The organism is Kitasatospora sp. NPDC059646 (genome assembly GCF_042734615.1).
Classification (GTDB): Bacteria; Actinomycetota; Actinomycetes; order Streptomycetales; family Streptomycetaceae; genus Kitasatospora.
Window position 1 is genome coordinate 45274 of record NZ_JBHWDS010000049.1, and the last position, 18830, is coordinate 64103.

Annotated in this window: 14 protein-coding genes, 1 tRNA gene and 1 pseudogene; 6 read left to right on the forward strand and 10 right to left on the reverse strand. The window is 72.7% G+C overall.

From position 1 onward, the window contains the following. Nucleotides 1–230: 230 nt before the first annotated feature. Nucleotides 231–827 (forward strand): YdcF family protein, encoded by a 597-nt coding sequence (locus tag ACFV1L_RS28285; protein WP_380370955.1) that lies wholly within the window; start codon nt 231–233, stop codon nt 825–827. Nucleotides 828–1227: 400 nt separating this feature from the next. Here ACFV1L_RS28285 and ACFV1L_RS28290 read toward each other — a convergent pair. Continuing rightward, a tRNA-Val gene (locus tag ACFV1L_RS28290) sits at nt 1228–1299 on the reverse strand. Between the two features lie 181 nt (nt 1300–1480). On the opposite strand from ACFV1L_RS28290, the gene ACFV1L_RS28295 reads away from it, so the two are divergent. Together ACFV1L_RS28295 and ACFV1L_RS28300 are read left to right on the forward strand one after the other, a co-directional pair. Next, entirely contained in the window at nt 1481–2734 is a 1254-nt protein-coding gene (locus ACFV1L_RS28295) for a hypothetical protein (RefSeq protein ID WP_380370957.1), read from the forward strand. 149 nt (nt 2735–2883) lie between these two features. Continuing rightward, on the forward strand, nt 2884–3099 hold the full coding sequence (locus ACFV1L_RS28300; protein WP_380370926.1) for a zinc ribbon domain-containing protein: 216 nt from the start codon (nt 2884–2886) through the stop codon (nt 3097–3099). A gap of 22 nt (nt 3100–3121) precedes the next feature. Here the strand turns inward: ACFV1L_RS28300 and ACFV1L_RS28305 are convergent, their stop codons facing one another. The 3 genes and pseudogenes from ACFV1L_RS28305 to ACFV1L_RS28315 all read right to left on the reverse strand — a co-directional run bounded on the left by ACFV1L_RS28305 (nt 3122) and on the right by ACFV1L_RS28315 (nt 7908). Further along, complete coding sequence (locus ACFV1L_RS28305; protein ID WP_380370929.1) at nt 3122–3967, reverse strand: HAD family hydrolase; 846 nt, start codon at nt 3965–3967, stop codon at nt 3122–3124. A gap of 30 nt (nt 3968–3997) precedes the next feature. Continuing rightward, a pseudogene (locus ACFV1L_RS28310) lies at nt 3998–6547 on the reverse strand (phosphoribosyltransferase). A 188-nt stretch (nt 6548–6735) separates the two neighbouring features. Beyond that, nucleotides 6736–7908, reverse strand: a complete 1173-nt coding sequence (locus tag ACFV1L_RS28315; protein ID WP_380370932.1) for an HpcH/HpaI aldolase/citrate lyase family protein — start codon at nt 7906–7908, stop codon at nt 6736–6738. A gap of 318 nt (nt 7909–8226) precedes the next feature. On the opposite strand from ACFV1L_RS28315, the gene ACFV1L_RS28320 reads away from it, so the two are divergent. Next, a complete protein-coding gene (locus ACFV1L_RS28320; protein WP_380370935.1) occupies nt 8227–9261 on the forward strand; it encodes a TerD family protein in 1035 nt (344 codons plus the stop codon). A 13-nt stretch (nt 9262–9274) separates the two neighbouring features. Here the strand turns inward: ACFV1L_RS28320 and ACFV1L_RS28325 are convergent, their stop codons facing one another. Further along, entirely contained in the window at nt 9275–10066 is a 792-nt protein-coding gene (locus tag ACFV1L_RS28325) for a Tellurium resistance (protein WP_380370937.1), read from the reverse strand. Between the two features lie 187 nt (nt 10067–10253). Between ACFV1L_RS28325 and ACFV1L_RS28330 the strand changes: the two genes are divergently transcribed. Further along, nucleotides 10254–11354 carry a DUF2637 domain-containing protein gene (locus tag ACFV1L_RS28330; protein WP_380370940.1) on the forward strand — a complete coding sequence of 367 codons (1101 nt, stop codon included), beginning with the start codon at nt 10254–10256 and terminating at the stop codon, nt 11352–11354. 74 nt (nt 11355–11428) lie between these two features. On the opposite strand, the gene ACFV1L_RS28335 is transcribed toward ACFV1L_RS28330, so the two are convergent. The 5 genes from ACFV1L_RS28335 to ACFV1L_RS28355 all read right to left on the reverse strand — a co-directional run bounded on the left by ACFV1L_RS28335 (nt 11429) and on the right by ACFV1L_RS28355 (nt 15418). Continuing rightward, complete coding sequence (locus ACFV1L_RS28335; protein ID WP_380370943.1) at nt 11429–12514, reverse strand: DUF475 domain-containing protein; 1086 nt, start codon at nt 12512–12514, stop codon at nt 11429–11431. Nucleotides 12515–12562: 48 nt separating this feature from the next. After that, the gene (locus ACFV1L_RS28340; RefSeq protein WP_380370946.1) at nt 12563–13138 is read right to left on the reverse strand and encodes a TerD family protein; all 576 of its coding nucleotides are present in this window, start codon (nt 13136–13138) and stop codon (nt 12563–12565) included. Between the two features lie 483 nt (nt 13139–13621). Continuing rightward, nucleotides 13622–14197, reverse strand: coding sequence for a TerD family protein (locus tag ACFV1L_RS28345; protein WP_380370959.1), 576 nt, complete (start codon nt 14195–14197; stop codon nt 13622–13624). A 125-nt stretch (nt 14198–14322) separates the two neighbouring features. Further along, nucleotides 14323–14781, reverse strand: coding sequence for a peroxiredoxin (locus tag ACFV1L_RS28350; protein ID WP_380370949.1), 459 nt, complete (start codon nt 14779–14781; stop codon nt 14323–14325). 199 nt (nt 14782–14980) lie between these two features. Continuing rightward, complete coding sequence (locus ACFV1L_RS28355) at nt 14981–15418, reverse strand: DUF3052 domain-containing protein (RefSeq protein WP_035862329.1); 438 nt, start codon at nt 15416–15418, stop codon at nt 14981–14983. Between the two features lie 457 nt (nt 15419–15875). Between ACFV1L_RS28355 and aceE the strand changes: the two genes are divergently transcribed. After that, on the forward strand, nt 15876–18626 hold the full coding sequence (gene aceE, locus ACFV1L_RS28360) for a pyruvate dehydrogenase (acetyl-transferring), homodimeric type (RefSeq protein ID WP_380370952.1): 2751 nt from the start codon (nt 15876–15878) through the stop codon (nt 18624–18626). The last annotated feature ends 204 nt before the right edge of the window (nt 18627–18830 follow it).

Here is an 18830-nt window from a genome sequence, read left to right on the forward strand (position 1 = left end):
TCGCTCCGTTCGGCGCCGTCCCTGTCCAGCCTGCTGCTCCGGGGAGGCCGAACGCACCGAACAGCCTCACGCAGAGCGGACAATGCGGTGGTCACGTGGCCGGCAACGGCGGCTTCGGACGACGTCCACGGCGATCAGGGGAGCATGGCTTGACGAGCAGGGGCAGCGAAGAGCGGGACGTCACCCCGAGCGCGTGGCGCGACGCGCAGGTGGTCTGGGACTACCAGCTGATGCACCACACGCCCAAGCGGTGCTCGGTCGGAATCGGATTGGGCAGCCACGACCTGGGAGTGGCGAGCCACTCCGCGCGGCTCTACCGCGACGGCCTGTTTCCGCTGGTGGTCTTCACCGGGGCGACCAGCCCGACCACCGCCGCACGCTTTCCGCGCGGTGAAGCGGTTCACTACCGCGAGCACGCCATGGCTCTCGGCGTCCCCGATTCGGCGATCCTGGCTGAGCCGAACGCGGCGAACACCGGTCAGAACGTCGTCTTCTCCCGAGAGGTGCTGGCTGCCGCGCGGGTTCCGGTCACCTCGGTGCTCGTGGTGTGCAAGCCGTACGAGGAACGACGGTCCTTCGCCACCTTCCGGCAGCTGTGGCCCGACGTGGACGTGGTGTGCGCCTCGGAGCCGGTGGAGTTCAGCGACTACGTCGCCGGCATCGGCGACGCGAAGCTCGTCATCGACATGCTCGCGGGCGCCATGCAGCGGGTGATGCTGTACCCCGCCAAGGGATTCACCATCCCGCAGGAAGTCCCGACCGAGGTCCGGGCCGCGTTCGAGCGCCTGTGTGCGGCCGGTTTCGTCAGCCGTCTGATCCGCAGCTGACGAACCCGACGGAGCGGGAGGGAGCGGCGGCCGTGGAATGAGCTCCCGAGGTCGCCGCTCCTACGGCGAATTGGTGAGCTTCCTCGTTCCTCGGGGTCCAGGCTCGCGGGCCGTGTCGGGTACAGCGCGCGGGCACCGGCCGGACCGGTGCCGAGGACGGCGGCTCCCAGGTGCTCCTGTGCCGCAGGGCCTCCCGCATGAGGAGCGGCGGGCCTCGCGCAACGGCCCGGACTCCGGGCTGGACCGGGATCGAGTGGCCGCTGCAAGGGCGTCGGGACACCCGGCGCGAGGCGCCGGCGGACATCGACCGGCTGCTCCGCAAGCCCCGTCGATGTCGGACGGAGATGTCAAAAGCCCCGGACCGGTTCTGGTCCGGGGCTCCGGTGCTGTTCACACACTGTGGGCGCAGACGGTTTCGAACCGCCGACATCCGCCTTGTAAGGGCGGCGCTCTACCGCTGAGCTATGCGCCCCCGCCGCGGTGGACCGGTGGGGCCGGTCGCACGACGAGTGGACAGACTACCTGGTCCCGGGAGTGGTTCGCCGCCCCGTGCGGAAGGGGGGTGTCCCGGGGGGTGCCGGGCGGGGCGGGTGATCGGGAAGAATGGCGAGTGGCGTGACTGGACGGAACGGAGCAGGGAGCGCGTGGTGAGGGTGGCCGGCGGCGGTGGCGGGGGTCGGGGCGGCTGGTGGGGCGGCGGCCGTCGGGACGGCGCGCGCGCGGACGCCAGGGCGGCCCGGGAGGCGGCGCAGGAGTCGTTCTACGAGCTGGACTCGGCGCAGCGGGACGCCCTGCTCGCCGTGGAGACGGTGAAGTCGGCGGGCGAGCCGGCCACCGCCCGTCGGGTGGAGCAGGAGTTCGCGGACCTGGTGGCCCGGATCGACCAGGTGACGGTGGCCTACCTGGGCGCGCTGGACGCGGTCGACCTGGAGGCGGCCGAGCTGGACCCGTCGGCGGCGTTCCGCGCCAAGCAGCAGTTGGAGCAGGCGAAGCGCGAGCTGGACGCCAAGCGGACCGAGCTGGGCACGTTCGTGGGACGGCTGCAGCCGCTGGTGGAGCACGCCGAGGCGCAGCTGATCCGGGTCACGCCGGCCGTGGAGCGGGCCAAGCAGGCGCTGCTGGCCGCGCACACCGCGCTGGAGCAGGCCCGCGGCGCCGGGCTGAAGGCGGACGACCTGGCGGCCCGGCTGGCCGAGCTGGCGCCGGAGCTGACCAGGCTGAACCAGGGGGTGTCGCAGCACGGCGTGCCGGCCACCCTGCAGCGCGCGGAGGACGTGGTGCGGCGGGCCGAGGCGGTCCGGGCGGAGGCGGCGGGCCTGCCGGAGCGGGCCGGGGAGATCGACCGCCGGGTGGGCACCCTGCGGACCCGCATCGACGCGCTGGAGAACCGGGCCGGCACCGTGGAGCCCGCGCTGAGCGAGCTGCGGCGGCGGTTCTCGATGGCCTGCTGGCAGGACCTGCAGCACGTGTCCGCGCAGACCGCGGACGCGGTGCGCAGCGCCCGGTCGCGGCTGACGGACGCGGTGAAGGCCCGCGGCGACCAGCGCTGGGCGGACGCCACGGCGGCGATCGGCACGGTGCGGGCGCTGCTGGACACTGCGGAGGGCTCGGTGACGGCGGTCAACGAGCGGCTGCGACAGCTGAACGAGGTGCAGCACGACCCGCAGCGGGAGATCGAGCGGGCCCGGTTCGCGCTGCGCGACGCGCAGCGGCTGGCGATGGCGGGCCGGCAAGCGCCGGATCCGCGGCACGCCGGTCCGCTGGACGCGGCGGTGGGCCGCCTGGACCGGGCGGTGGCCTCGCTGGAGGAGGCGGGACGGCACCCCGACTACTGGCAGTTCCTGACCGAGTTGGCGGCGGTGCGGGAGACCGCGGCCGAGGTGGTCACGATGATCCGGGGCCACTGACCGGACACACCGAACACACCGGACACACCGGTCGTTCGAGCGGAGACGCCGGGCGGACCCGGTGCGGCCGGCCGACGCAAACCGGACCGGCCCGGACCGGGGGCCGAGGGGGCACCGGTTCGCGGCCGCCCCTCGGTACCCTGCTGACCATGCCTCGTTACGACTTCCGCTGCCGCTCCTGCGGAGCCACGTTCGAACTGAACCGCCCGATGGCCCAGGCCAACGACCCGGCCGTCTGCCCCCAGGGCCACCCCGACACGGTGAAGCTGCTGTCGACCGTCGCCGTCACCGGCGCGGCCGGTGCCGCCGCCCCCGCGCCGAGCGGCGGCGGTGGCGGCTGCTGCGGTGGCGGCTGCTGCGGCTGACCGCCCGCGCGGTGACGGTGCGTCAGACGGCGGCGGCCGTCACCGCGCCGGCCCGGACCCGGGCCAGCATCCGGCGGACGATCTCCTCGCCGGCGGCGACGCCGATCTCGGTGAGCGCGGTGACGCCGTCGGCGACCCATCCGGTCTCGGCGAGTTCGCCGTGGCCGGGCCGCCAGCCGTGGTCGGCGGTGAGCAGCAGTTCCGCGTCGAGCAGGGAGTCGCCGGCGGCGAGGACCGTCTGCGCGCCGGTGCGGCGGCGGACCTCGGCGAGCGCGGCGCTCTTGGAGAGCGGTGCGGGCACCGCGTAGACCTTGCGGCCCTGGAGGGAGACCGTCCAGCCGCGGTCGGCGCACCAGGCGGTGAGGTCGTCGATCCAGCCGGCGGGGAGTTCGGCGCGTTCGACCACCAGGTAGGCGAACAGGTCGTCGGCGACCCGCCGCTTGTGCGTCCACTCCGGGTCGGCGGCGATGGCGAGGTGTTCGACCACCTCGGGCAGGGGGGCGCTGGCGGCGTCCAGCCTGGTGCGGATCTCGCGCTGCCAGTCGGGGTCGGGCACGCCGTCGACCAGCAGGTGGCCGCCGTTGGAGCAGACCGCGTACGGGGGGATCCAGCCGGGGGTGGGGCCGGGCAGGTTGATCCGCTCGTACTGGGTGCGGGTGCGGGTGGTGATCGGGACCACCGGGACCTGCTCGGCGAGTTCGGCGAGCAGTTCGGCGGCCTTCTCGGTCATGAAGGAGAGCGCCTTGCCGTCGTGCACCTCCACCGAGAGCAGCCGCGGGGCGAGCCGGTCGGGCACGTCCAGGGCGAGCGCGCGGTTGGAGTAGACGAGGGTGCGGTCGAGGTCGCTGGCGACCAGGAACTGCGGCACGGGCGGGGTCTCCTTCGGTCGGGGGCAGGGTCAGGTGTGGACGGCGGTGCCGTCCGCGCCGGTGGCGCCACGGGTGTAGCGCGGGTGGATCAGGCCGACGCAGCTGTACGGCAGGTCGTCGACCTCTTCGACGGGGACGCCGCGCCGGTCGGCGAGCAGCCGGACGTGGTCGAGGTCGGCGCCGGTGCCGCGGCGGGCGAGGATGCGCCAGGGGACGCGGCGCAGCAGGACCCGGGTGGTCTCGCCGACGCCGGGCTTGACCAGGTTGACGCTGTCGATGCCGTACTCGGCGCTGATGCGTTCGACGGCCGCCCAGCCCTCCCAGGTGGGGGTGCGGTCGGCGGTGGCGAGGCGGGCGCTCTCGGCGGCGACGGCGTCGGCGACGGCGGGGAACGCGGCGGCGACGGTGTCGACGAACCGGGCGGAGACGTCGGCGCCGGCCAGCTGCCGGTAGAACTTGGCTCCGTGGAACTCGCCCGGCCCGGTCAGGTCGGCGCGCAGCACGGTGCGGGAGATCAGGCCGGAGACGGTGGAGTTGAGGCAGGCGGACGGGATCAGGAAGTCGTCGCGGGTGCCGTAGGTGCGCACGCAGCTGCCGGGGTCGGCGAGGACGGCGAGGTCGGGGTCGAAGCCGGTGCCGGCGAGCGCCTGGTCGAGTTCGCGGGTGATGGCGCCCTTGCCCGTCCAGCCGTCGACGAAGACGACGTCGGCGGGGCGGTGGTGGGCGGCGAGGTGCTGGAGCGCGACCCGGTCGATGCCGCGGCCGCGGACGATGGAGACGGTGTAGTGCGGCACGTCGAGGCCGTGGGCGTGGGCCAGCCAGCGGCGGATCAGGACGCCGACGGGTGTGCCGGCGCGGGCCAGCGAGGCGAGCACCAGGTGCGGTCCGCGTTCGCGCAGCAGCGTCTCGGCGACGGCGCCGACGGCGGTGGCGAGGCGGGCCGCGGAGGCGTCCAGCGCGGTGTGGAACAGCTGCTGGTACTCGGCGTCGGGCTGGTACTCGACGGGCAGCGATTCGGCGTAGTGGGCGCCGCCGGACTGCACGGCCTCCTCGCGCTCCTCGGTGGGCGCTTCGAGGTGGACGTCGGAGAGGTCCTTGAGCAGCCAGGTGACGTCCTCGGCCGGGTAGCTGGAGAAGGCCGGTCCGTGCAGCGGGCGGGCGGTGGGCGGGGACGGGGCGGTGTGTGGGGTCATGCCGGGCCTTCGGTGGGGTGCGCAGGGGTGATGCTCGGTCAGCGGGTGGTCGGCGGGGCGTCAGGCGGGTGGCGCGGGGCGGTACGACGGGAGAACGGCGAGCACCACGTGGTCGGTGGTGGTGCGCAGGCGTGGCAGCAGGGCGTCGGGGCCGTAGTGCAGGGCGGGGGTGTCGGCGGGGTCGTCGACGACCAGGACGACGGTGTCGAAGCGGCGGGCCGGGTCGCTGCCGGGGGCGACGTTGTAGGCGTAGCGCTCGGTGGAGTCGTCGCCGGCCGGGTCGTCGTGGGCGGTGAAGGCGAGCCGGGTGCGGATCGCGTAGCCGGGGTGGTCGTGGGCGAACACCGGGGAGCGGGTGGTGGTGGAGAACCGCACCTCGGCGTCCGGGAGTTCGCGTTGCAGGGCGTCGGCGAGGCGCAGCGGGGCGTACATCAGCTCCTCGCAGCCGAGCACCAGGACGCGGCGGGGGCGGGGGCCGACGGCGCCGGCGAGGGCGGCGCCGAGGGCGGGGAGCGCGGCGTCGAGGCGGCGGCGGTGGGCGGGCGTGAAGCCGTGCCGGCCGCCGTCGGGCAGGCCGTCGGGCCAGGGCAGCCGAAGGCGGGTCAGCTCGCCCTGCGGGTCGGCCGGTTGCGGTTGTTCGGGGGCGGCGTCGATGAGCGCGCGGGCGCGGTCCAGCACGTCGTCGGGCAGGTGGACGCCGCCGCCCGCGGTGGCCACCAGGTCGAGGCGGGCGCCGAGGGCGGCCGCGGCGTCCTGCAGGCGGGCCCGGTCGGCGGGGGTGCGCAGGTCGACCAGGGCGACCACGACGTACCGCTCGCGGGGGTGGGCGGCGTGCAGGGCGCGGACGGTGTTGAGGACGGTGGTGCCGGTGGAGAACTCGTCGTCGACCAGGACCAGCGGGCCGTCGCCGGCGAGCAGTGCCGGGTCCTCGGGGAGGAGCAGGTGGCTGGTGGCGTGCGAGTGCTCCTCCTCGAAGCCGCCGAGCGGGGCGAGGCCGGGCACGGGGCGGCGGGTGGAGTGCAGGTAGGGCGCGTCGAGGCCGTCGGCGACGCTGTGGCCGAGGGCGGTGGCGGTCTCCGCGTAGCCGAGCACCACGGCGCGCGCGGTGTCGGCGGGGCCGAGCAGTTCGGCGACCCGGCGGCCGAGTTCGAGGCCGGCGCCGTGCACCACCTCGGGCCGCTGCGGGACGTGTTTGCCGAGGACCTGGGAGACCAGCAGATGGGCGCGCTTGGGGTTGCGGCGCAGTGCGAGGCCGATCAGCGCGGTGAGTTCCGGCCCGCCGGTGAGGCGCAGGCCGAGCCGGTCGGTGACCCACTGGCCGGTCCAGGGCTCTGCCCCGACCGGCCCGGGGGCGGTGGTGTCGGCGGTCATCGGGGCTCCTCTCATCGCGACGACGGGCGGTACGCGTGGTGCGGGTGGTGCTGGTGGTGCCTGGTAGGACGCACGGGTGCGCGTCCGGGTTCGAGCGTACGGGGCCCGCGGATCGGCCGTCCGGCGATGCCCGGCGCGCCGATCGGGGCGGCTCCGGTCGCCGTCCGGTGGAGGCGGCGGTCGTCCGATCGGTTGACGCCGGGTCAGGCGACGCAGGCGGAGAGCAGTTCGGCGAAGGAGACCTCGGCGCGGGCGACGCCGAACACCTCGGCGCGCAGCAGGACCCGCTCGGCCCAGGCCCGGTGCGGCTTGGCCTCGTTCATCTTGTTGGTGTAGGTGGAGCGGCTGACCCCGCCGCCGCCGCGGTGCTGCTGCAGGATGTCGCGGGCGTCGCACAGCTCCTCGTGGGTGACCACGGACAGCGCGTGCACGGCGGCGACGTGGCTGGGGTGGATGCAGGTCTTGCCGAGCAGGCCGTTGGCGCGGTCGAGTTCGATCTCCCGGATCAGCCCGTCCAGGTCGTGTTCGATGAGCCGCTGCCGGACCCGGTCGGCGGGCGGGGTGGCCTCGGCGAACGGGGTGCGGCGCAGCTGCGGTTTGAACATCCGCTCCTGGAGCGGGAAGTACTCCCAGACCGGCCCGGTGACGGTGAACCCGGTGCCGTCGGCGCGGCCCAGCACGTTGACCACGTCGCCGATCACCTGCGCGACCAGCGCCACGTCGTACGCGGTCAGGTCGGGCGAGCGGCGCAGCCCGTACGCGGAGCACAGGTCGGTGACGCCCAGCCGGACGGCGAGGACCCGTTCGCGGTGCTTGTCGAGCAGCCGGGCGATGCCGAACAGCTGCTCGCGGCGGCTCTCCAGGTGGGCGAGTTCCGGCGACTCCAGCACCGGCATGACGAACAGCCGCTGCCCGCCCGCCTCTTCGGCGCCGGTCAGCGCCTCCAGGAACGGCAGCCCGCTGTCCTCGGTGAACTTGGGCACCACGAAGCCGCTGAGCAGCCGCAGCGCGGGGCCGAGCCGCCGGGCCAGGTCGGTGATCTGCTCGGGGGCGCGGACCCGGACGAACAGCAGCGGCAGGTCGGCGCCGCCGGAGTCCGCGTCCAGTTCGGCGAGTTGGGCGACCAGGTTGTGCTCGGCGCCGGCGACCTCGTGGTCGGCGATCGCGTCCTCCAGGCACAGCACCATGGAGACGACGCCGCGGGCGGCCTGCCTGCGGATGTCGCGGGCCAGGGTGGGGCGGGTCGCGGGGCTGTAGAGCGTGGCGCCGAGCGCGGTGGCCAGGACGTCCGCCGGGCTGTCCCGGTCGAAGGCGGCGGGCTGCTCGTGAAAGAGCCGGTTGCGGACGTCGTCCGCGAGATGCCCGAAGTGGCGCAAAGTGCTCTCCCGCTGTGGTCTGTGGGGGCCCCGTCCGGGGCCGGGAACGGCTGAGGCCTCGACACTTGGACGGTTGGCGCGGCCGGATAGTTCGCCGGTGCGCGGTCGCCGCGGCGGGGTGGGGGGCACCGGGCCGCCGGCCGCCCATCGTACGACCGGACGAGGCCGGTGGAGGCGTTCGAAACATCGAATTCTCGCAAGCTTGTCGGCACCGTCATCCGCCGCTGCGGCCGGCGTCCGTCCGCACCGCCGCGGTGGCTCGCCGATGCCGCGCCCCGCGTTGTCCCGGGCCCCCGGCAGGCGGCAGGATGGTGCGTTATGACGCATGTGATGGCGAAGGGCGCCAACATCCCGCTGACGGCCGGCGCCGTCCGTGCCGTCCTGCGTTGGACGGACACCCCGGGCATCCCGGACGTGGACGCCTCGGCCCTGCTGCTGGCCGGCGACGGCAGGGTCCGCGACGACGCGGACTTCGTGTTCTACAACCAGCCCCGGCACCCGTCCGGCCTGGTCCGCCACCTGCCCAAGCAGGCCGCGGACGGCTGGATCTGGGACGCGGTGGAGATCGACCTGGCGAAGCTGCCGGCCGGGGTGGACCGGGTGGTGCTGGCCGGCTCCTCCGAGGGCGGCGCGTTCCCGGCGGTGCCCGGCCTGCGGGTGCTGCTGTTCGACGCCGGCGCGCCCGAAGGGACGCCCGCGCTGGCCGAGTTCGCCGTCGACGAGCACGAGCAGGTGACGGCGCTGGTCGCCGCCGAGCTGTACCGGCGCTCGGGCGGCTGGAAGTTCCGCGCGGTCGGCCAGGGGTACGTGGACGGGCTGATCGCGCTGGCCACCGACTTCGGCATCACCGTGGAGGACTCCGCCGGCGACGGCGGCGCCCCGCTGGCCGCCGACCCGCGGCTGCCCGGTCCGGCGGCGGCCGCCGAGCCGGTCGCCGCGCCGCTCGCGGTGGACGAGGACGACTGGACGCTCGCCCCGGCCCTGCCCGCCGCCGCCCCCGCGGCTGCCCCCGCCGCCGCGGTCGCCGAGCCGGTCGCCGCGCCGCCCGCCCCGATCGCGCCCCCGCCGCCGCCCGCGCTGCCGCCGACCGTCCACCACGCCGCGCAGGCCGCCGGGTACGGCTACCCGCCGCCGCAGCCCCAGCCGCAGGGGTACGGCTACCCGCCGGTCCCGCCCCAGCCGGCCGCCGGCGGGTACGGCTACCCGCAGCCGCAGGCCGCGGGCTACGGCTACCCGCAGCAACCCCCGGCCCATCAGCAGCCGTTGCCGCAGCAGCCGGCCGCGCCGCAGCCCCAGCAGCCGGGCGCGCCGTTCGCGCTGCCGCCGCAGGGCCCGCAGTTCCAGCCGCGCTGAGCCGCGCGGGACTTCAGCCGGCCGGCTCGGAGGGCGTCTTGTAGCCGCGCTCCCACTGCATGCCGAAGCCGTACAGCCGGTCCAGGTCGGACTGGAAGCCGTGCACGTACCGGACTTCGCGGCGGATCGTCAGCTTGCCGTCGCCGTCGTTCTCGATCAGCACCACGGCGCAGGAGCGGGCCGCGGCGGCCCGCTCGTCCAGCTTGATCTCGATCCGCGGGCCGCTCTGCGGGACGATGGTGACCACCGCCTGGGTGCGGTCGAACGCCGGGGTGTCGTCGTAGATGTAGACGAACACCAGCAGCCGCTTGAACTGGTCCTTCTTCTCCAGGTTGATGTGCATCGTCTCGCCGGAGGGCGCGCCTGACACGTCGTCACCGGAGAGCTTGATGTAGGGCGGCTTGTTCAGGTCGCCGAACAGCCGGCCGAGCGGCTGCACCACGCCCCGGGTGCCGTCGGCGAGTTCGTACAGGCACGCCAGGTCGAGGTCGACGCTGACGGGAGCGGAGCCGGCGGTGGCGGGCTCCAGGGGGCGCAGGATCCGCGGGTCGAAGAACCGGCGCAGCGCGCTGCCCGCGGTCGGCCGTTCGGCGTTGCGGGTCGACCAGTGCAGGTTGATGTACAGGTAGCCGGTGGTCGCGGCGGAGCCCGTGATGGCGTGCTGCGGTTGGGACTTGGTCAGCGTGATCTTGAACTGCCCACCGGTGTCGAAGCTGCTGCTGCGGTCCCCTTTCAGGAACTCCCACACCGAAACCATCGCGTCCTCCCCCAGCACCGGTACTGTTCTCGACCTCTCCATACCCATCCACGGGCCCCTGAGTCAACGTCAACCCGCTGGCGGGGCCCGCTGGCAGAGGGATCGTCACTCCCGTACGATGCCTGCCCCTCGGACGCGATATCGTCTCTCCGCACAGGTGTCCCGTGCGTTGTCCCGTGCGTCACGTCACCTCCAACTTCCCCCTGCCCTGCGGAAAGCCGAGGCCCTCCCCGCGATGAACCTCTCCTCCATACAGTTGGTCTGGGCCGTGGTCGGCGGTGCAGCCCTGCTGTTCACCGCCATCCTGGTGGCCTTCCTGCGCTTCAAGAACAACAAGCCCGAAGAGTCCGGCGACTCCTGGGAGCGCAGCGAGGAGCGCCGCCGCCGCAAGGAGGCCATCTACGGCGGTGCCTCGTACGTCCTGCTGTTCTGCTGCGCCGGTGTCGCCGCCGCGCTGTCGTTCCACGGCCTGGTCGGCTTCGGCCAGCAGAACCTGAACCTGTCCGGCGGCTGGGAGTACCTGGTCCCGTTCGGCCTGGACGGCGCGGCCATGTTCTGCTCCGTGCTCGCCGTCCGCGAGGCCAGCCACGGTGACGCGGCGCTCGGCTCCCGGATGCTGGTGTGGCTGTTCGCCATCGCCTCGGCCTGGTTCAACTGGGTGCACGCGCCGCGCGGCGGTGCGCACGACGGCGCCCCGCAGTTCTTCGCCGGCATGTCGATCTCGGCGGCCGTGCTGTTCGACCGCGCGCTGAAGCAGACCCGCCGCGCCGCGCTGCGCGAGCAGGGCCTGGTGCCGCGCCCGCTGCCGCAGATCCGCGTGGTCCGCTGGCTGCGCGCCCCCCGCGAGACCTACGCCGCCTGGTCGCTGATGCTGCTGGAGAACGTCCGCAGCCTGGACGAGGCCGTCGAGGAGGTGCGCGAGGAGCGCCAGGCCAAGCTGGACGCCAAGGTCCGCGCCCGCAGCGCCGACCGCCGCGAGCGGGCCGAACTGAAGGCGATCGCCCGGCAGAACGGCGTGCTGGCCCGGGCCCGGCACGCCCGCCAGGTGCCCGCGCTGGCCGCGGCGGGCGACTCCCCGTCGTCCGCTACGGAGCCTGCCCTAGCCGCCGAGGAACCCGCCGTCGACCGGAGCGGCCCGTCCGCCCTGGAGCCCGCCGCCCTGAACGCCGGCCGCCGCCCCCGCGCCGCCGTCGAATCGACCTCCGGCGGCACGGGCAGCAGCAGCGGCTCGTACTCGTCCAGCATCGACCTGACGATGGACGAGGACACCCTGTCGATGCCGAAGCTGGACTCGCTGGAGCGCAAGCTCCGCGCGATCGAGCAGCAGCTCGGCTGACGCCCGCACGACGAGAGCCGCCCACCGGGGAGTTCCCGGTGGGCGGCTCTCGTGTTCGACGGCGCGGGCGCCGGCTAGCTCTCGGCCGCCGTGCCGTCCAGCGCCTGTTCGCGCTTGTTGCGGATCATCGAGGAGGCCAGCGCGGCGCCGATGAAGGCGACGCCGATCAGGCCGGTGACGATCTCCGGGATGTGGTACTTGATCGAGGCGAGCAGGATCATCGCCAGCGCGCCGATCGCGTAGTGCGCACCGTGCTCCAGGTACACGTAGTCGTCCAGGGTGCCCTTGCGGACCAGGAAGACGGTCAGCGAGCGGATGTACATCGCGCCGATGCCGAGGCCCAGGGTGATCTGGAAGATGTCCTGCGAGATGGCGAACGCGCCGACCACGCCGTCGAAGGAGAACGACGCGTCCAGGACCTCCAGGTAGAGGAACAGGAAGAACGCCGCCTTGCCGCCGACCTGGACGATCGACTTGCCCTTGCGCTCGGCCTCGTGCTCGGCCTCCTCCTGCTCCTCCAGGCCGGCCTCGAACACCCCGGACAGGCCGTTGACGGCGAGGTAGGTGGCCAGGCCGCAGACCCCGGCGAGCAGGACCGTTTCGGCGCGGTCACCGGCGAAGAACCGGGACGACAGGGCGAGCACCACCAGCGCGACGACCGAGGAGAGGGCCTCCAGCTTGCCGATCTTCTCCAGCGGCTTCTCCACCCAGCGCAGCCAGTTGAACTCCTTCTCGTCCAGGATGAAGTCGAGGAAGATCATCAGCAGGAAGATGCCACCGAACGCGGCGATCGCCGGGTTGGCGGCCTCCAGGTACTGCGCGTAGGTGTGGCCGTCGTGGGTCTTGCTGGAGTCCAGCGCCAGCTGGACCACCGTCGACGGGTTGAGGTGCGCCGTCAGCGCCACCACCAGCAGCGGGAAGACCAGCCGCATGCCGAAGACCGCGATCAGCACGCCGACCGTCAGGAAGATCTTCTGCCAGAACGGGTTCATCCGCTTGAGGACGGTGGCGTTGACGACGGCGTTGTCGAAGGACAGGGAGATCTCGAGGATCGAGAGGATCAGGACGACGCCGAATCCTTCGGCCCCCCAGATCAGGCCGGCGGCGATCAGGCCGGCGATCGTGATGGCGAAGGACCATCCGAACGTACGGAGGAACACGGGGTCAGTTACCTTTCTGACTACCGGAATTGACCGATTCCGGGGTGCTTACTGAACGTTGACGCCGAAGTCGAGCGCGATGCCGCGCAGGCCGGAGGCGTAGCCCTGGCCGACGGCCCGGAACTTCCACTCGCCCTGGTAGCGGTACAGCTCGCCGAAGATCATCGCGGTCTCGCCGGACGCGTCCTCGGTGAGGTCGTAGCGCGCGATCTCGCTGCCGTCGGACACGTTGACCACGCGGATGTAGGCGTTGGAGACCTGCCCGAAGCTCTGCAGCCGGGCATCGGCGTCGTAGATGGAGACGGCGAAGACGACCTTGTCGATCTGCACCGGCACGAGGTCGAGGTGGACCTCGACCACCTCGTCGTCGCCCTCGCCGTCACCGGTGAGGTTGTCGCCCTGGTGCTCGACCGAGCCCTCGGGGCTGCGCAGGTTGTTGTAGAACACGAAGTACTCGTCGCCGAGGACCCGGCCGGCCGCGCACAGCAGCGCGCTGGCATCGAGGTCGAACGGCGCGCCGGTGGTGGACCGGGCGTCCCAGCCGAGGCCGATCCGAACCTGCGTCAGGTCCGGCGCGGCCTTGGTCAGCGAGACGTTTCCGCCCTTGGCGAGGGTGACGGTCATGGACTTTCCTCCCAGCTCCCGTCTCCGGGGCTCCCGGGGTGTGCAGCGGTGGTCCGCCGTCGGACCGCCCGGGAGGGCCGGTCCGGCGGGGCACGTCCGAAGGACGCACCCCAAGAGATCTACGCCCCCCGGCGGCCGTCCAGTGCTGCACACCCGACTGAACTTCCTGAACTCCGTCTGCTCCACCTGCTCCGGAAGCCCCTGCGCGCGGGCCCGGATCGCCCGCGCGCACACCCCCGGCCGGTGGACGGATCGCGGCCGAATCTATCAAGCACCCCCGTCTCCCCCGCGGCGGCGACCGGCCGGAACCCGCCCGGCGCGCCCCCGGGGCGCCGCAGCACGCCCGCGGATCCACGGGGGGACCGGGCGGGTGGAAGCACCCCGGGAACGCCGAGGGCCGGGCCCGCGAACGGACCCGGCCCGCACCGTGCACGACGGCGGCTCGGGGACGGCGCCCCCGGCGCCGTGGACTCGGACCTGGACTCAGACGTTGACGCCGAAGTCCTGGGCGATGCCGCGCAGGCCGGAGGCGTAGCCCTGGCCGATGGCGCGGAACTTCCACTCGGCGCCGTTGCGGTACAGCTCGCCGAAGACCATCGCGGTCTCGGTGGAGGCGTCCTCGGAGAGGTCGTAGCGGGCGATCTCGGCGCCGCCGGCCTGGTTGACCACCCGGATGAAGGCGTTGCGGACCTGGCCGAAGCTCTGCTGCCGGTTCTCCGCGTCGTAGATCGACACCGGGAAGACGATCTTGGCCACGTCGGCCGGGACGCCGGCCAGGTGGACCTTGATCTGCTCGTCGTCGCCCTCGCCCTCGCCGGTGAGGTTGTCGCCGGTGTGCTCGACCGAGCCGTCGGCGCTCTTCAGGTTGTTGAAGAAGATGAAGTCGGCGTCGGAGCGGACCCGGCCCTGCTCGGTGCAGAGCAGCGCGCTCGCGTCCAGGTCGAAGTCCGTGCCGGTGGTGGTGCGCACGTCCCACCCGAGGCCGACGACCACGGCGGTCAGGCCGGGCGCCTCCTTGGTGAGCGAGACATTGCCGCCCTTGCTCAGGCTGACACCCACGTGGTCCTCCAAGAAGTCGGGTTCCCGATCCGTCAACGGCCCGATCGTAGTGCGGGGTTCCCGGCCGGCGGCGGCGACTCGGCCCGGCGCGCAGCGGAAATCGGCTGCGCGCCGGGCCGGGGCCGTCAGAGCGCGCCGAGGGCGGCCAGGTACTCCTGGGTGTCGCGGGCGTCCGGGAGGCCGTTGACGACGCTCCAGCGGACCACGCCGTCCTTGTCGATCACGAAGGTGCCGCGCACCGCGCAGCCCTTCTCCTCGTTGAAGACGCCGTAGGCGCGGGAGACCTCGCCGTGCGGCCAGAAGTCGGACAGCAGCGGGTACTCCAGGCCCTGCTGGTCGCCGAAGACCCGCAGCGAGAACGGCGAGTCGGCGGACACGGCGAGCACCTGGACGGCGTCGTTCTGCAGGCGCGGCAGCTCCTTCTGGATCTCGCAGACCTCGCCGGTGCAGACGCCGGTGAAGGCGAACGGGTAGAAGACCAGGACGACGTTCTTCTCGCCGCGGAAGTCGGACAGCTTCACCGACTCGCCGTGCTGGTTCTTCAGCTCGAAGTCGGGGGCCTGGGCGCCGATCTCGATGGCCATGAGGGGACCTTCCTGCCGGGACGGGTGGTGCGGGCAGGGAGATCCTCCCATTCCGTCCGCCCCGGTTCGGCCGTTCGGGTGAGGTCCGGGGCCGATCGGCGCACTGTTCAGCTCTCAGAGAACAGGGTGGCGGCGGCACGCGCGCGGGCCCCGGCGGAGTCGTCTCCGCCGGGGCCCGCGGGTGCTCGCGGCCCGAAGCTCAGCGCTTGCCGGTCTTCGAGGCCTTCGGGGTGGCCAGGCGGGTGCCCGCCCAGTCCTTGGCGATCGCCACCGAGCTGGTCTGCGACAGGCCGGCGGTCTTCGCGGCGTCGGCGATCTCGTGCGCCTCGACGTGCCCGTCGCGGCCGGTCTTCGGGGTGAGCAGCCAGATCAGACCGCCCTCCGCCAGGTACTCCAGGGCGTCGACCAGGGCGTCGGTGAGATCCCCGTCCTCGTCGCGGTGCCACAGCAGGACGCCGTCGGCGACGTCGTCGTAGTCCTCGTCGACGAGTTCGGTGCCAGTGATCTCCTCGACGCCCTCGCGGAGCTCGTCGTCACTGTCTTCGTCGTACCCGAGCTCCTGAATGATCTGGCCCTCTTCGAAGCCCAGACGAAGCGCCGGGTTGGACTTGTCCGCGGGGTCCGCGGTCGCGCTCACGGGAATAACCTCCAGTATTCGGCTCGGCATCCATGCCGAGGCTGTGGCCGTAGTCCACACGGGAGCGGCGGTTCGCGCAAGTACCCGACCCCCGATCCCACCCAAAGGTTGACGTGTCGAGGGCCGACACGCCGCACCTGGCGTGGCCAATCGCACCAAATGTCCGGATCCGCGCGGGACGGGGACGCGTCGTCGCCCGCCCGCGAACGGGCCGTACGCCTGCCCGAGATGCGAACGGCATTCGGGTCTGCCCTGGGTGCGGGCGTAAAGTCTCCTGTTGGCCCTCATCCCGGTCGGCCGCCATTGTCCGGCCGGGGTCCCAGGTCGGACCACCTCCTGACCGTACCGCCCAACCGGCGGAACGGTTACCGATCGGTAGAGATGACGGATCTCCGAACGCGGTAGCACGATGGAGGCGGCGCGACAACTCAGTTTCGACCGACAGTGAAGGAACAGCGTGGCTTCCGGATCCGATCGCAACCCGATCATCATTGGCGGCCTCCCGAGCCAGGTCCCGGACTTCGATCCCGAGGAGACCGCGGAATGGCTGGAGTCGCTTGACGCTGCCATCGACGAGCGCGGGCGCGAGCGTGCCCGCTACCTGATGCTGCGGCTGATCGAGCGCGCCCGTGAAAAGCGTGTCGCCGTGCCCGAGATGCGCAGCACGGACTACGTCAACACCATCGCCACCAAGGACGAGCCGTTCTTCCCCGGCAACGAGGAGATCGAGCGCAAGATCCTCAACGCGACGCGCTGGAACGCGGCCGTCATGGTCTCCCGCGCCCAGCGGCCGGGCATCGGCGTCGGCGGCCACATCGCCACCTTCGCCTCCTCGGCGTCGCTGTACGACGTGGGCTTCAACTACTTCTTCCGCGGCAAGGACGCCGACGGCGAGTCCGGCGACCAGGTCTTCTTCCAGGGCCACGCCTCGCCGGGCATCTACGCCCGCGCCTTCCTGCTGGACCGGCTGACCGAGCAGCAGCTCGACGCCTTCCGGCAGGAGAAGTCCAAGGCGCCGTTCGGCCTGTCCAGCTACCCGCACCCGCGGCTGATGCCGGACTTCTGGGAGTTCCCGACCGTCTCGATGGGCCTCGGCCCGCTCGGCGCGATCTACCAGGCCCGGATGAACCGCTACCTGGAGCACCGCGGCATCAAGGACACCTCCGACTCGCACGTGTACGCCTTCCTCGGCGACGGCGAGATGGACGAGCCGGAGTCGCTCGGCCAGCTGTCCCTGGCCGCCCGCGAAGGCCTGGACAACCTGACCTTCGTGGTCAACTGCAACCTGCAGCGCCTCGACGGCCCGGTCCGCGGCAACGGCAAGATCATCCAGGAGCTGGAGTCGCAGTTCCGCGGCGCCGGCTGGAACGTCATCAAGCTGATCTGGGACCGCACCTGGGACCCGCTGCTGGCCCAGGACCGCGACGGCGTCCTGGTCAACAAGCTGAACACCACCCCGGACGGCCAGTTCCAGACCTACGCCACCGAGACCGGCGCGTACATCCGCGAGCACTTCTTCGGCGGCGACCTGCGCCTGCGCGCCATGGTCGAGAACATGACCGACCAGCAGATCCAGCACCTCGGCCGCGGCGGCCACGACCACCGCAAGGTCTACGCCGCGTTCAAGGCCGCCCGCGAGCACCAGGGCCAGCCGACCGTCATCCTGGCGCAGACCGTCAAGGGCTGGACGCTGGGCCCCAACTTCGAGGGCCGCAACGCCACCCACCAGATGAAGAAGCTGACGGTCGAGGACCTGAAGCGCTTCCGCGACCGGCTGCACCTGCCGATCACCGACAAGCAGCTCGACGAGGGCTACCCGCCCTACTACCACCCGGGCCGCAACTCGGAAGAGATCCAGTACATGCACGACCGCCGCGAGGAGCTCGGCGGCTACGTGCCCACCCGCAAGGTCCGCCCGCGCAAGCTCGAACTCCCGGGCGACGACGCGTACAAGGCGGTCAAGAAGGGCTCCGGCAACCAGACCATCGCCACCACCATGGCGTTCGTCCGGGTGCTCAAGGACCTGATGCGGGACAAGGGCATCGGCAACCGCTTCGTGCCGATCGCGCCGGACGAGTACCGCACCTTCGGCATGGACTCGCTCTTCCCGTCCGCCAAGATCTACAACCCGCTCGGCCAGACCTACGAGTCGGTCGACCGCGAGCTGCTGCTGGCGTACAAGGAGTCCCCGAGCGGCCAGATGCTGCACGACGGCATCTCCGAGGCCGGCTGCACCGCCTCGCTGATCGCCGCCGGCTCGTCCTACGCGACGCACGGCGAGCCGCTGATCCCGGTGTACGTCTTCTACTCGATGTTCGGGTTCCAGCGCACCGGCGACCAGTTCTGGCAGATGTCCGACCAGCTGGCCCGCGGCTTCGTCATCGGCGCCACCGCCGGCCGCACCACCCTCACCGGCGAGGGCCTGCAGCACGCCGACGGCCACTCCCAGCTGCTGGCCTCCACCAACCCCGGCGTGGTCGCCTACGACCCGGCCTACGGGTACGAGATCGCCCACATCGTCCAGGACGGCCTGCGCCGCATGTACGGCTCCTCCGCCGAGCACCCGCACGGCGAGGACGTCTTCTACTACATGACCGTCTACAACGAGCCCATCAAGATGCCGGCCGAGCCGGAGGGCGTCGACGTCGACGGCATCCTCAAGGGCATCTACAAGCTCAAGGACGGCGACGCCGGCCAGATCCCCGCGCAGCTCCTCGCCTCCGGCGTGGCGGTGCCGTGGGCCCTGGAGGCGCAGCGCATCCTCGCCGAGGAGTGGAACGTCAAGGCGGACGTCTGGTCGGCCACCTCCTGGAACGAGCTGCGCCGCGACGCCGTCGAGGCGGAGGAGTTCAACCTGCTCCACCCGGAGGAGCCGCAGCGCGTCCCGTACGTGACCACGAAGCTCTCCGGGGCCGAGGGTCCGTTCGTGGCCGTCTCCGACTGGATGCGCGCCGTCCCGGACCAGATCGCCCGCTGGGTGCCCGGCCAGTACCAGTCGCTCGGCGCCGACGGTTTCGGCTTCGCCGACACCCGCGGTGCGGCCCGGCGCTTCTTCCACATCGACGCCCAGTCGATCGTCCTGGCCACCCTCACCGAGCTGGCCAAGCAGGGCAAGATCGACCGCTCGCTGCTGAAGTCGGCGATCGACCGCTACCAGCTGCTCGACGTGGCCGCGGCCGACCCGGGCGCGGCCGGCGGCGACGCCTGACCGGCTCCGACCGGTTGACGCAGAGACCCGCCCGAGGACGGAGTTCCGTTCTCGGGCGGGTCTCTGTCCTGTGCCGCCCGCTGCGCAGCCCTGCGCGACGACAGGGGTCCGCCCCGGGGCGGGGGGGCCCCGCCCGCCGCCGGGGAGCGCCCCCCCCCCCCGGCGCGGGACCCCGCCCCCGCGTCCGGGTGCAGGAAGTACAGG

Coding starts and splice junctions, on each gene's coding strand:
- ACFV1L_RS28340 (WP_380370946.1), bottom strand. CDS start 13,138: ATGACCGTCACCCTCGCCAAGGGCGGAAACGTCTCGCTGACCAAGGCC.
- ACFV1L_RS28330 (WP_380370940.1), top strand. CDS start 10,254: ATGAACCTCTCCTCCATACAGTTGGTCTGGGCCGTGGTCGGCGGTGCA.
- ACFV1L_RS28350 (WP_380370949.1), bottom strand. CDS start 14,781: ATGGCCATCGAGATCGGCGCCCAGGCCCCCGACTTCGAGCTGAAGAAC.
- ACFV1L_RS28325 (WP_380370937.1), bottom strand. CDS start 10,066: ATGGGTATGGAGAGGTCGAGAACAGTACCGGTGCTGGGGGAGGACGCG.
- ACFV1L_RS28285 (WP_380370955.1), top strand. CDS start 231: ATGCACCACACGCCCAAGCGGTGCTCGGTCGGAATCGGATTGGGCAGC.
- ACFV1L_RS28320 (WP_380370935.1), top strand. CDS start 8,227: ATGACGCATGTGATGGCGAAGGGCGCCAACATCCCGCTGACGGCCGGC.
- ACFV1L_RS28300 (WP_380370926.1), top strand. CDS start 2,884: ATGCCTCGTTACGACTTCCGCTGCCGCTCCTGCGGAGCCACGTTCGAA.